A 13239-nucleotide genomic window follows, 5' to 3' on the forward strand; every position below is an offset into this window, starting at 1 on the left:
TGGTTACTCTACAGAAAAGATATAAGAATAAAGCGGTTGACCACCTTCAACTACATCAATTTCCAAATCTTCAAATGTAGTACTAGCAAACTGCTCAATCTTGCTTGTCTCTTCTTTCTTTGCGTCTCCACCAGTAATAATGGTTAATACTTCCCCATCTTCGTCCACCATTTCACTAAGGAGTTTCTTTGCAGTCTCAAAAAGGTCAATACCGGATGCGACAATTTTCTTATCAAAAATCCCCATAAAATCACCTTTATTAATTGTCTGATTGTCCATTTGCGTATCGCGTACCGCATATGTTAATTCACCAGTCTTTACATCCTTCATTGCGTTTGCCATCACTTCTGCATTCTCGTCTGCATTCTTGGAAGGGTTAAAAGCAAGTAATGCTGCTAGACCTTGTGGAACTGTTTTTGTTGGTACTACAAGCGCATTAACTTCTGCAACATCGGCGGCTTGCTCAGCTGCCATAACAATATTTCCATTGTTTGGTAAGATAATTACATTTTCAGCATGTACTTTGCTAATTGCTTGAACGATGTCTTCAGTACTCGGGTTCATCGTTTGACCGCCTGCAATAACTTCACTTACACCAAGGCCTTTAAATAATTTTTCAATTCCATCTCCCATGGAGACAGCAACAATGGCAAACGCCGCTTTTTCTTTCGGTTTGCTTGGCAGCACTGAAGTAGATTCATAAGAACCAGTTAAGCTAGAGTGCTGCTCACGCATATTTTCAATCTTCACTTGAATAAGCGGACCATACGTCTGTGCTGCACTTAGTACATTTCCAGGATACTCTGCATGGATATGTACTTTTAATAAGTCTTCATCTGATACCACAAGGAGTGAATCTCCAAACTCACTTAACTGTTTGCGGAAATCATCCTCATTAAATGGATTAGCCTTTGTTTTTTCCTCATCAAACTGAACCATGACCTCAGTACAATAACCAAATTCAATTTCACTTGGATCTATATGGGACTGCGCGTTATGATGATGATGCTCAACCCTTACCATTTCTTCCATTTTTGGCTCTTGAAGAAAATCAATTGATTTCTCCCCTGTAAGCGCTTGTAGAAACCCCGCGTAAATATATACAAGGCCTTGACCTCCAGAATCAACTACACCTACTTCTTTTAATACAGGGAGGAGCTCAGGTGTCTTTGCTAATGAACGCTCTGCTTCTTTAATAATTGAAACAAAGAACGGAATAAACTCTTTTTGCTTTTTTGCTGCTTTTATTGCATATTTAGCTGTATCTTTTGCAACAGTCAAAATCGTTCCCTCTACAGGTTTCATTACAGCTTTATAAGCCGTTGTCACTCCTGCGTCCAATGCATTCGCTAACTGTTCTGTTGTCAGTTCACTTTTTCCCTCTATCGACTTAGAGAAACCTCTGAATAGTTGGGAAAGAATCACACCAGAATTGCCTCTAGCTCCCATTAATAGCCCTTTTGCAAATGCACCAGCAACTGTTCCCGCATGGTCAAAAGAGGCTTTTTTTACTTCTTTTACGCCAGAAGTGATTGTTAAGTTCATATTCGTACCAGTGTCCCCATCTGGAACCGGGAACACATTAAGCGAATCAACTAAATCCGCTTTTTTTGAAAGCTCGCTTGCCCCTTCAATAAACATAAGGGCGAGCTTCTCTCCATTCAACTTACTAGTCACCTTGTCTTCCCCCTTTAATCCTAAGGATTCGTTACCCGAACCCCTTGCACAAAAATATTCACAGACTCCACTTCTAGACCAAGCATCTTTTCTAAGTGGTATTTCACTTTTGTTTGGACATTATGTGCAACCTCAGAAATTTTTGTACCATAGCTGACAATGATGTACATATCTATATGAAGCTCTTCACCTTCTTCACGAGTAATAACACCACGACGAAAGTTTTCCTTTCCTAACAGATCACTTAACCCATCTTTAAATTGCTTTTGCGAAGCCATGCCCACAATACCGTAACAATCGGTTGCTGCGCCTCCTGCAATTGTTGCTACAACATCTTGTGACACATCAACAATGCCAAGTTCAGTTTTCATTTCAATAGTCATGGTTTGCCTCCTTCGATATAGTACAGTGTACATACGTACCGCCATTTTACTATAATGCCCGTTATTTTAAAAGCCATTTTTTACGTCAAGCATTTTTACTTGTCTTTCCTTATTGCTTTATCTAATTGGCTATGCTAAGATGTTTTGGTGACTAAGTCATCGTGAATTAACCCGAGACTGTTAAGGAGGTGGCACAAGATGGCTCGTGTATGCTATATTACAGGTCGTAAAGCGCGCTCTGGCAACAAGCGCTCTCACGCAATGAATAAAACGAAACGCCGTTGGGGTGCAAACGTACAGAAAGTTCGTATCATGGTGGACGGGAAACCTAAACGTGTATATGTTTCTGCTCGCGCACTTAAATCCGGCAAAGTAGAGCGTGTATAACACCAAAAAAAACGCCTTTGCAGTCGCAAAGGCGTTTTTTCTTACCCTTTTTTAAATGAACCAAGCATTGCTCTAACAAAACCTCCTAAAAACTTTGGCAGCTTGATCGTATAGAATTTCATAAGTCCTCCTCCTCGGGGCATACTCATATACCATTGCACGCCTGTTCAGTGCGGGCACACGGGAAGACGTAAGATGCTCTTAATAAGAATGAGAGAAGTCCGCGCAACTGGGGTCCTCATTTCCAAAAGAACATCATCCGTCTAAACGTGTCCACCCGTCGTTACTATAAAGGTATGCAGAAGCCCTAGGATTCAGACCTGTTTTTAACCACGAATTTGAGCAATTGCCTCTCCGTAATCCTGTGCTCCTAAAACAGCAGATCCCGCCACTAGAATTGTCGCTCCTGCTTGTATACATTGAATAGCCGTTTTTGAATTGACTCCCCCGTCAACTTGAATATCAACAGGGAGCTGACGTTCATCAATCATTGACCTGATTCGTTTTATATTTTCTAACGCACTTGGGATAAATGCTTGTCCCCCAAATCCAGGATTTACTGTCATTTGTAACACAAAGTCAACATCTGCAATCACAGGTTCAATTGTATGAGTAGCTGTTCCTGGATTTAAAACAATTCCTGCTTTTAAACCCGCTTCTTTTATTGAATGAATTGTTTTATGTAGATGATTTGCAGCTTCAACATGAACGCTAATACAATCGGCTCCAGCTTGAACAAAAAACTCAATCTGTTTTTCTGGATCGTTTACCATTAAATGAACGTCAAGTGGCAAATCCGTCTTAGGCCGCACCGCTTCAACCATTTGATGCCCGAACGTAATTGGTGGGACAAATTGACCATCCATGACGTCAATATGAATCCAATCAGCTCCCGCCTCCTCTAGTTGACGTACAACCTTACCCATTTCTGAAAAATCTCCCGCTAGTATGGAAGGGGCTACTTTAATCATGTTAATATCTCCTCTTTTGATTTTGAATTTCATTTAAGAACTGCAGATAATTCGCATGGCGAGTATCCGCAATTTCTTCATCACTCACAGCCTGCTTCACCGCACAGCCCGGTTCTTTATCGTGAAGACAGCCTCGAAATTTACACGCATCCATAACTTGTACAAATTCTGGAAAACAAAAACGTAAATCTTCTGCTTCCATACCAATAAAATCGAGGGAACTAAACCCAGGTGTATCAGCTACTAATCCTCCTCCTATTTCTAGGAGTTCCACATGCCTGGTTGTATGGCGCCCTCTACCTAAATGTTTTGATATAGCGTTTGTTTCTATGTTTGAATTAGGAATCAATGCATTTAACAAGGAAGACTTTCCCACACCCGATTGCCCAGCAATAACAGTGACATTCCCTTTAAACCAAGGTAGTACCAAAGTTGGGTCGTCTTCTTTTTCCGTCGAAGTGAGTAGAACGTCATAACCAATCTTTTTATAAACATGAACTTTCTTTAACAATTGTTTACGTTCATCCTCACTTACTAAATCCGTTTTGCTCACAATAATTAGTGGAATTACATCATTATGTTCAATATGTACTAAAAAACGATCCAGCAAAACAAAGCTAAATTCTGGCTCTTTTGCAGAAAAAACAAGCAATGCCTGGTCCACATTCGCTATAGGCGGACGCACTAATTCATTCTTGCGCTCCTTTAACACCATGATATAGCCTTCCGTGTCATTTTCTGCCTCATACCCAACATAATCACCAACTAATGGCGTCAGTTTTTTTTTGCGGAATACCCCCCTCGCTCTACATTGAACGATTCGGCTATCATCCTTGACGTAATAAAAACCTGATAAAGCTTTTACGATCAGTCCTTCTGGCATAGAACTCCTCCTTTAATAAAGAGGCGCGAAAATAACCGCACCTCTATTCTTCATATTCATACACATCAGATTGACGGTTAAACTCTCCGTTTATATAAACTTCATATGAACCCGAATAGCTTGGACTCACTCGTAATTCGACATTAAAATCACTAGTTTCAATTATCGTTTCTTCAACTAATACTCGGTCATCACCTTGAGAAGTTGCATCTTGTCCAACTATACGAATATCAAAGCTCTCCCCTTGAGCTTGTTGCTCTTCTGAAACAACAATTGTTTGGATAATTTGATATAAAACACTTGGCTCTTCTTCATCGGTATCTGTTGGATCTTCAACCGGATCAGCATCAACTGGATCTTCTGCCTCACCTTCTGGCTGTTGAGGCGGTTCAGGCTCCTCCTCAATCGGCTCCGGTCCTCTAGATAGCACAATTTCTACACTGTCACCTTGTTCCATTGTCGTTAATGGCTCTGGCGATTGGCTGATTACACGTCCTGATTCAACATCTTCATCGTATTCCCTTGTAAACGCACCAGCTCTTAGCCCTACTTGGTTCAAATAAGAGCGAACATCATCCTCAGTCTGATTTGTAAGATCATCTAACTGAATCGATTCCGGCACACTATACGTTAATACAACTGTCGTTTCAGCAGGAATAACCCTTGAATCTGGCGATGGATTTTGAGCGATAACCGTATTTGGAGGTTCACTATTGTCTTCTCGTGCTTGCGAATCAACTGTAAAGCCCCTTTGAGTTAGCAGCCTTTCTGCTTGCGTTAAGGTTAATGTGCGATAATCGTCCAGACTTACTTCTTCTTTTGAAGCCGCTACAAATATGGTTACCGTTTGTCCTTCTTTTACCACTCTTCCGCCTCTAGGGTCTTGCCGAGTTACTTGACCAGGTTCAAAATCATCACTGGCCACTTCTTCTACCTCTGCCACTAAGTTGTTTGCATCAATTTCATCAATGGCCTCTTCTTCAGTTTGACCCACTACATCTGGCACTTCAGTCTCTTCCACAAAAAACAACGAACTCCAAACAGTAAACGCCAAAATGGTCGCACCGAGCAAAACGCCAAAGGCGATTAACAAAATCCAAAACCATTTCTTTCGACTTTTTTTCGGTTTTTTTCCCTTTTGCGTTTCTCCCTCATTCTGATCGTTACCAATTCGTTCAGAATGATTGACGTTAGTATCTTGCAAATTTTCCTGTCGATCTAAATCGCTATTTACGTCTTGAGCAGGGATCGCTATCGTATCCTCCATGTCTTGCGTATCGGAAAATTCTCCTAACACTGGGATTTCTTTTGTTGTATCGTCACTCACTTGATTCATCGGTTCTTCTACTCGACCGTCAGGATCAAGCGCGGAATCACTTGCCAAAATAAGTTCTTCGGCTGATTCATAGCGCTGCATAGGATCTTTCTGTGTTGCTTTTTTAATGATGTTTTCGACACTTTGTGGAATACTTGGGACAATCTCTCTAGCAGATGGCACATCATTTTGCAAATGTTTAATCGCAATTGATACAGCCGTATCTCCAGAAAAAGGAATTTGTCCAGTAACCATTTCAAATAATACAATTCCTAATGAATACAAATCAGATCGATACGTTACATGTCCACCTCTAGCTTGCTCCGGTGAAAGATAGTGAACGGAGCCCATTACTGAGTTTGTATGTGTGATTGTAGTAGAAGTCATCGCTCGTGCAATACCAAAATCAGTAACTTTTGCTTCTCCATCTTCGCTTATTAAAATGTTCTGCGGCTTAATGTCACGATGAACAATTTGCATTGCATGGGCATGTCCTACTCCAACTAGAATTTGTTTGAAATAGTCAAGAGCAACAGGGATCGCTAAAGGACCATCTTCTTGTATGACTTGTTTTAACGTACGCCCCCGCACATATTCCATCACAATATAATAAACATTGTCTTCTTCCCCTACATCATAAATGTTAACGATATTAGGGTTTGCTAAACTAGTAGCCGCTTGCGCCTCTCTTCTAAAACGCTTGATGAATTGTTCATCCTTAGAAAATTGCGGCTGTAAAACTTTTACCGCCACATGACGGTCTAATATTACGTCCAAAGCTAAATACACATCTGCCATACCGCCGCCGCCGATACTGTCCAATACGACGTAGCGGCCTCCAATCCGTTCACCTATCATAACGACTCACTTATCTCCTCGTTAAAACGGACAAGAGCGATTGTAATATTATCTTCCCCACCCCGGTCATTTGCTTGGGCAATTAATGATTCTGCAACTTCGGACAGTTTGACCCCACGTTCAATCTCAGCTTGGACTTCACTTGCTTTTAGCTTATTAGATAGGCCATCAGAACATATAATTAGTACATTTATTAAATCTGATTGTAAAATGAACACGTCAATGCTTACATCAGGATCTGTCCCAAGTGCCCGTAGTACAACATTTTTCCGAGGATGGTGTTCTGCCTCCTCCTCAGTAATTTGACCACTACGCACAAGTTCTGCAACGAGAGAATGATCTTCCGTTTGTTGGCTAATTTTTATACCATTATACACATACGCTCGACTATCTCCTACATGAGCAATTGCCGTATACTCTTCCGTACAGACTGCAGCAATGGCTGTTGTTCCCATTCCTTCACACTCTGGATGCTGCTGTGCATAGGTTATAATCGCCTCATTAGCTCTTTTAAACGAATCAAGCAAGAATGTTTCTGCATCAATGGCTTTAAGGGGGGGTGACATTTTGTTCCACTCTGATTCTAATACTTCCGTCGCGATTTTACTTGCAATATCGCCAGCAGAATGCCCCCCCATTCCATCTGCGACAACAACCAATGTACCAACTGGGGATACAAATATGCCGCCGTTGTCTTCATTATGGGAGCGGACTTTCCCGACATCAGTTAAAAACGCTGTGCTATCAATCAAAAAACTCACCTCATTTTAGCAGCATATGCTTGCTTAGTTGTAACACCACTGCACCATTATACAACGACGTTTATTAACATTTGAGATTTCGTTACACTCGTTTCAACGCTACCATAAAAAATCCATCTGTTCCAAAGTCTTGAGGTAACATGGTCAAGCCAAAATTATTGAAACGCCCCTCTTTTTGAATCTTATCAGGAAGCACTTGAAAAGCTGACTCGTCCACTTTAAATGATGGGTGGTTAAGCAAGAACTGTTCCACTACCTGTTCATTTTCTTCTTTTTCAACAGTACACGTGCTATATACAAGCGTTCCTTCTTTCTTAACAAACCGACTAGCGTTAGCAAGAATAGCTGCTTGCACGTTTGAAATGGCATTAACGTCTTTCTCTGTTTTTGCCCATCGGATATCTGGTTTTCTTCTAATTACACCAAATCCTGTACATGGCGCATCCACAAGTACACGATCGAAAGTACGTTCCGTTAATTCATTTAAGTTGCGTGCATCCTCAACATCTGTATGAATCTGACTTAACTGTAAACGTTCTGCTTGTTCGGCTATTAATTTCACCTTATGTTTATGCAAATCAAGTGATCGTACAGTTCCTGTATTGTCCATCGATTCTGCAATATGCGTGCTTTTTCCTCCTGGAGCAGCACAAGTATCAAGCACACACATGTCTTTGCTTGCATGTACCAACAATCCAACCATCATCGACGCTTCATCTTGAGCTGTGAATAATCCTTGTTTGAAAGCATTTGTTGAAAACGCATTTCCTTTTTTTACAACCAACGCCAATTCTTTAAGCAATAAGCTTTCTTCTGCTTTTACCCCTTCTTTATCAAGTGCTTGTATTACTTCTTGCGACGTTGCTAGTGTATGATTCACTCTAAGCGTTACTTCAGGATGTTCATTGTTTGCTTGAGCCATCGCAACCGCTGCTTCTTCCCCATATTGCTTGACCCAGCGATCTAACAGCCATTCAGGGTGACTCGTTGTAATTGAATGACGAGTTAGTGGCTCTTGTATGTCATGTAAATCGGGCAGCCCTTCACGTTGAATTGAGCGAAGTACTCCATTTACCATTCCACTAATTCCTTTATGACCACGCGTTTTAGCAATTGTAACAGCTTCGTGTACAATTGCACGATCAGGTATTCGGTCTAAATAAACCATTTGGTAAACAGACAACCGAAGCAACACATCCACCCATAAATCTCTTTTTTTACTTTTAACGAGAAACGGGGAGAGATAGTAGTCTAAAGTCAATCGATGAGCGATCGTTCCGTATACTAACTCCGTTAAAAGTCCTCCATCTCGTTTATCTAACCCTGCTTTATTTAATGTTGTATTTAACAACAAGTGACTAAACGCTTGATTTTTTTCTACTTTTATTAAAGCATCTAGTGCTACTTCACGCACACTTGGCTTATTCATGTAAATCTCCAATCTTCATACCTTCTGGGAAACTTTGTACAAGGTGAGTTGCCGCCATAGCCGTTTTCCCTGCTGGTTGAATAACATCCAGACAGAGAACAGTTCCTTGTCCACATGCCACAAAAATTCCATTTTTATTTGCAGAAATGATTTCACCAGGTGATTTTTTAGTACTCTCTGTCGATAAACTTGTTTCCCAAATTTTTATCCGCTTGTTGTTTGCGACTGTATAGGCACCTGGCCACGGACGCATGCCTCGAACTTGATTGTGTAACGCTAGTGCAGGCTTGCTCCAATCAAGCACTTCTTGTTCCCTTTTTATATTAGGTGCAAAAGTAGCATGGTCATGGTCTTGAGGTACAGCTTTGGCTGTCCCTGCTTCGATATCCGCGATTGTTTCCGTTACTAACGTTGCACCAACAATGCTCAACTTATCATGCATCGTCTGTACATCATCTTCTGGTGTAATCTCTATTGAACGTTGGCTTAACATATCACCTGCATCCAATTTTTCTGCCATATACATAATGGAAATACCCGTTTTTGTTTCCCCATCAATAATGGCTTGATGAATTGGTGCTCCCCCACGGTATTTTGGCAAAAGTGAAGCATGAACATTGATGCAACCATATTTAGGGGCATCAAGTACTTCATTCGGAACAATTTGTCCATACGCGGCTGTTACGATTAAATCAGGTTTATAAGCAAGAATTTCAGCAAAATCATGTCGGATCTTTTCTGGTTGAATTACAGGTATCCCTTGATTAATCGCTTCCTGTTTAACAGGACTTGGTGATAATATGCGTTTCCTTCCGACCGGACGGTCAGGCTGAGTGACAACCGCTAGTACTGTATGAACCTGTATAAGTTGCTTTAGGATCGGTACGGCAAATGCCGGGGTTCCCATAAATATGATATTCACAATTCCACTCCTAACCTTTACATAAAAAAGTACGGATGAAGATCCATACTGATTGCTAATTTTTTATTTGTTGAATCACGTAAATAGTGATGCATCACCGTTTCAAGCGTTTGATGCAACTTTGGTTCATGCCTGTATTTTATCACGCATTGATATCGATATCTATCCTTGATCCTTGCAATAGGAGAGACAACAGGACCCAAGACGATCGTTTCTTCCGAAAACGATTCTTTTAGGAAACGAACAATTTTTTGAGAAGCTGAAATAACAGACGCTAGTTCAGTATCGGAGAACGTTACAAGCGCCATATAGTAATAAGGGGGATAGCCTCCATACTTTCTTACCTGCATTTCCTTTGCAATAAATTGTTCATAATCATGATGTTTCACAAGCTCGATACTATAATGTTCTGGAGTGTAGGACTGCACAATCACTTCCCCAAGTAAAACATCCCGTCCTGCTCGACCAGCTACTTGTTCTAGCACTTGAAACGTTCGTTCCGCACTTCGAAAATCAGGAATATGCAACATCGAGTCTGCTGCTAGTACCCCAACTAATGTAATTCTAGGAAAATCGAGTCCTTTTGCAATCATTTGTGTTCCCAGCAAAATATCTGCTTTACCCTCACCAAATGCCTCAAGCAACTGTTTATGTGCGCCTTTTTTACGAGTTGTGTCTACATCCATCCGAATGACTCTTGCTTCCGGGAACAACTTTGCAATTTCTTCTTCTACTTTTTGTGTCCCAGAGCCAAAAAAACGTATGTGATCACTGCCACATTCGCTGCATTCCGAGGGCATCGGTTGCTCGTCACCACAATAATGACATTTTAACGAATGTCCGTTACGGTGGTACGTATAAGAGATGTCACAATGGCTACAACTTGCTACATACCCACAATCACGGCACATCACAAACGTCGAGTAACCACGTCTGTTTAAAAACAAGACGCTTTGCTCTTTCTTTTCTAATCGATCTCGAAGCGCGTGGATGAGTTCTTCTGAAAACATCGAACGATTTCCGTTTCTAAGCTCTTGTCTCATATCAACAACACGTACATCCGGCATCGGTCTACCGTTGATTCTCTCTGTGAGCGCCAACATTTTATAGACACCTTTTTTTGCTCGTGCGTAGGATTCGACAGAAGGCGTCGCACTCCCTAATACAACCGGGGCTCCGTGCCGTTCACCACGGTATATCGCAACATCTCTCGCATGATAACGAGGGGTCTCTTCTTGTTTATAGGTCGTTTCATGCTCTTCATCAATAATGATAATGCCAATATTTGAGAATGGAGCAAATACAGCTGATCTTGCTCCTACTACAACTTTCACTTCTTGACGATGAATCTTCCTCCATTCATCGTACTTTTCTCCATTTGATAAACCAGAGTGCATAATAGCAACTAAATCACCGAAACGCGCCTTAAAACGAGTAACCATTTGTGGCGTCAATGCGATTTCGGGGACGAGCATAATTGCTTCTTGTCCTTTTTTGAGAACCGAATCAATCGCCTGTAAATAAATTTCCGTTTTTCCGCTTCCAGTAACGCCATGAAGCAGCATCGTTTCATGGACGTCTTCATTAATCACTTTTTTTAAAGAGGCCATTACTCGAGTTTGTTCCTCTGTGAGCACTAATGGGTTGCTTCTTTCAATAACCTCTGATTGTAGGGGATCACGGTATACTTCTACATCTGTTTCTACCACAAGCTTTTTCTCAATTAAAGACTTCAACGTTGCTCGAGTTACACCGGCTTCATCAAGGGCTTGTTTTACAGGAACGGCTGCACTTTTATTTTTTAAAACAGCATATAATTCATGTTGTTTTTTTGCTCGGTCAGGGATTGCTGTGGCATCCCAACCTGGAACGAGTGCTACATGTTTCACTGTTTTTTTTCGAGTATTTTCTTTTCGTTCATACGTAATTGTTAGTTGTTTCGCATCAATGGCACTCTTAATTAATGGAAAATCTTGTTTTAGCTTATCACGTGCCTCTTCCCAACTAACCGCTTTATCTCCCGCAAAAAGCGTCTGTAGAGGTAGTGGAAGATTAAATGAATCAACTTCTAAAACAAGTATTTTATTTACCTTTGTTTTTAACGCAGCGGGCAGCATTGCTTGAAAAGCTCTCACTTGGTAGCAAATGGTCGTTTGTGACAACCAAATGCCAAGCTCAAGCAACTCTTCACTCAAAACAGGCACGGGATCAAGCACTTCACTGATCGGCTTCACTTTTGAGAGCTCTGTTTGATTGACTAATGCAATAATAAATCCTTGCACGCGTCTTGGACCAAACGGGACAATGACGCGTACACCTGGTTTCGCAAAAGCTTGCCATTTCTTAGGCACTTCATAATCAAACATACGGTCTGTTTGTGCAGCTGGAACATCAACAATTACGCGTGCTATCACATTAATTCCCTTCTTTTCATGTAATCTTCTAGCTCATCAAGAATCACACTAGCAGTCTCAGCTTTTGATTGCTCTGGGTAATCAATCGAATGATTATCGTTTGTAAAAATCGAAACAATGTTTGTATCCACGTCAAAACCTGCTCCTTTTGCTGTTATATTGTTAGCAACAATTAAATCAAGGTTTTTACGCTCAAGCTTGTCTTTCGCATACCTATCAAGATGCTCTGATTCGGCAGCAAAGCCAACAAGAATTTGTTTATCTTTTTTCTTTCCGATTTCAAACAAAGTATCCTTCGTTTTAACCAAGGAAACACTCCATTCATTCCCCTGCTTTTTTCGCTTTTGACTTAACACTTTTTCTGGCTGGTAATCTGCTACAGCAGCCGATTTCACAACAACATCCATATCGTTAAATCGATCCGTTACAGCACGGTACATCTCTTCAGCAGATTGAACATCCACTAATTCAACTCCTGCTGGTGCATTTAATGCAGTTGGACCTGATACGAGAGTCACATATGCCCCTCTTTTCCGTGCTTCTTTCGCAATCGCATAACCCATCTTTCCAGAAGAATAATTTGAGAAATAGCGAACTGGATCGAGTGCTTCTCGTGTTGGACCAGCAGTTACTAGTATTTTTTTTCCGGCTAGCGTAGTTGGGTTTGCAAGAAGAGAATCAATTAGGTCCAACAAATCTTCAGGCTCAGCCATTCTGCCTTTGCCTATCCATCCGCAAGCAAGGTAACCCGCTCCAGGTTCAATCAATTTATAACCGTAAGAGCGTAATGTATTCATATTATTTTGTACTGCAGGGTGATCATACATATTGACATTCATAGCTGGAGCGAGTGCTACTGGAGCTTTTGCAGCAAGAGTTAGAGTTGTAAGCATATTGTCAGCAATTCCATGTGCAAGCTTAGCAATCGTATTCGCACTAGCCGGGGCGATTAAAATGAGATCGGCTTGATCCGCAATATCAATATGAGCTATTTTTTCGGCATCTGGTTCCTCAAACGTATCCGTATATACGTAGTTTCTAGAAAGCGCTTGAAACGTAAGCGGCGTCACAAACTTTTGTGCAGATTCAGTCATCACAACAAAAACATTCGCCCCTGCCTGGGTAAGCTTACTGACAAGAGCAGCTGATTTAAATGCAGCAATTCCGCCACTAACACCTAGAACTATTGTCTTTTTTTTCAGCACAACTAGTATCCTCCTCTATCGTTAAATCGCAAAA

At 41.1% G+C, this 13239-nt stretch carries 12 protein-coding genes; 1 reads left to right on the plus strand and 11 read right to left on the minus strand.

Translation table 11 applies throughout. The annotated features are described in order from the left end of the window. Positions 1 to 3: 3 nt before the first annotated feature. Positions 4 to 1641 (minus strand): DAK2 domain-containing protein, encoded by a 1638-nt coding sequence (locus tag BK584_RS04800; protein WP_078395408.1) that lies wholly within the window; start codon positions 1639 to 1641, stop codon positions 4 to 6. A 56-nt stretch (positions 1642 to 1697) separates the two neighbouring features. Then, positions 1698 to 2060 carry an Asp23/Gls24 family envelope stress response protein gene (locus tag BK584_RS04805; protein WP_054708428.1) on the minus strand — a complete coding sequence of 121 codons (363 nt, stop codon included), beginning with the start codon at positions 2058 to 2060 and terminating at the stop codon, positions 1698 to 1700. 198 nt (positions 2061 to 2258) lie between these two features. Between BK584_RS04805 and rpmB the strand changes: the two genes are divergently transcribed. Then, the gene (rpmB, locus tag BK584_RS04810) at positions 2259 to 2447 is read left to right on the plus strand and encodes a 50S ribosomal protein L28 (protein WP_054708431.1); all 189 of its coding nucleotides are present in this window, start codon (positions 2259 to 2261) and stop codon (positions 2445 to 2447) included. Positions 2448 to 2488: 41 nt separating this feature from the next. Here rpmB and spoVM read toward each other — a convergent pair whose 3' ends face one another. The 9 genes from spoVM to coaBC form a co-directional block, all read right to left on the minus strand. After that, on the minus strand, positions 2489 to 2569 hold the full coding sequence (gene spoVM, locus BK584_RS04815; RefSeq protein WP_035419138.1) for a stage V sporulation protein SpoVM: 81 nt from the start codon (positions 2567 to 2569) through the stop codon (positions 2489 to 2491). 204 nt (positions 2570 to 2773) lie between these two features. Then, positions 2774 to 3418 (minus strand): ribulose-phosphate 3-epimerase, encoded by a 645-nt coding sequence (gene rpe / locus BK584_RS04820; RefSeq protein ID WP_078391539.1) that lies wholly within the window; start codon positions 3416 to 3418, stop codon positions 2774 to 2776. 1 nt (position 3419) lies between these two features. Continuing rightward, positions 3420 to 4301, minus strand: a complete 882-nt coding sequence (gene rsgA / locus BK584_RS04825) for a ribosome small subunit-dependent GTPase A (RefSeq protein WP_078391540.1) — start codon at positions 4299 to 4301, stop codon at positions 3420 to 3422. A gap of 43 nt (positions 4302 to 4344) precedes the next feature. Beyond that, complete coding sequence (gene pknB / locus BK584_RS04830) at positions 4345 to 6474, minus strand: Stk1 family PASTA domain-containing Ser/Thr kinase (protein ID WP_078391541.1); 2130 nt, start codon at positions 6472 to 6474, stop codon at positions 4345 to 4347. Next, on the minus strand, positions 6471 to 7226 hold the full coding sequence (locus BK584_RS04835) for a Stp1/IreP family PP2C-type Ser/Thr phosphatase (RefSeq protein ID WP_078391542.1): 756 nt from the start codon (positions 7224 to 7226) through the stop codon (positions 6471 to 6473). The genes pknB and BK584_RS04835 overlap by 4 nt, the downstream gene beginning before the upstream one ends. A gap of 91 nt (positions 7227 to 7317) precedes the next feature. Then, complete coding sequence (rsmB, locus tag BK584_RS04840) at positions 7318 to 8664, minus strand: 16S rRNA (cytosine(967)-C(5))-methyltransferase RsmB (protein ID WP_078391543.1); 1347 nt, start codon at positions 8662 to 8664, stop codon at positions 7318 to 7320. Continuing rightward, complete coding sequence (gene fmt, locus BK584_RS04845) at positions 8657 to 9589, minus strand: methionyl-tRNA formyltransferase (RefSeq protein ID WP_437182767.1); 933 nt, start codon at positions 9587 to 9589, stop codon at positions 8657 to 8659. The genes rsmB and fmt overlap by 8 nt, the downstream gene beginning before the upstream one ends. A gap of 14 nt (positions 9590 to 9603) precedes the next feature. Next, a complete protein-coding gene (gene priA / locus BK584_RS04850; protein ID WP_078391544.1) occupies positions 9604 to 12000 on the minus strand; it encodes a primosomal protein N' in 2397 nt (798 codons plus the stop codon). Beyond that, positions 11997 to 13205, minus strand: coding sequence for a bifunctional phosphopantothenoylcysteine decarboxylase/phosphopantothenate--cysteine ligase CoaBC (gene coaBC / locus BK584_RS04855; protein WP_078391545.1), 1209 nt, complete (start codon positions 13203 to 13205; stop codon positions 11997 to 11999). The genes priA and coaBC overlap by 4 nt, the downstream gene beginning before the upstream one ends. Between the last annotated feature and the right edge of the window lie 34 nt (positions 13206 to 13239).

The sequence above is a fragment of the Shouchella patagoniensis genome (assembly GCF_002019705.1).
GTDB classification, from domain to species: domain Bacteria; phylum Bacillota; class Bacilli; order Bacillales; family Bacillaceae_D; genus Shouchella; species Shouchella patagoniensis.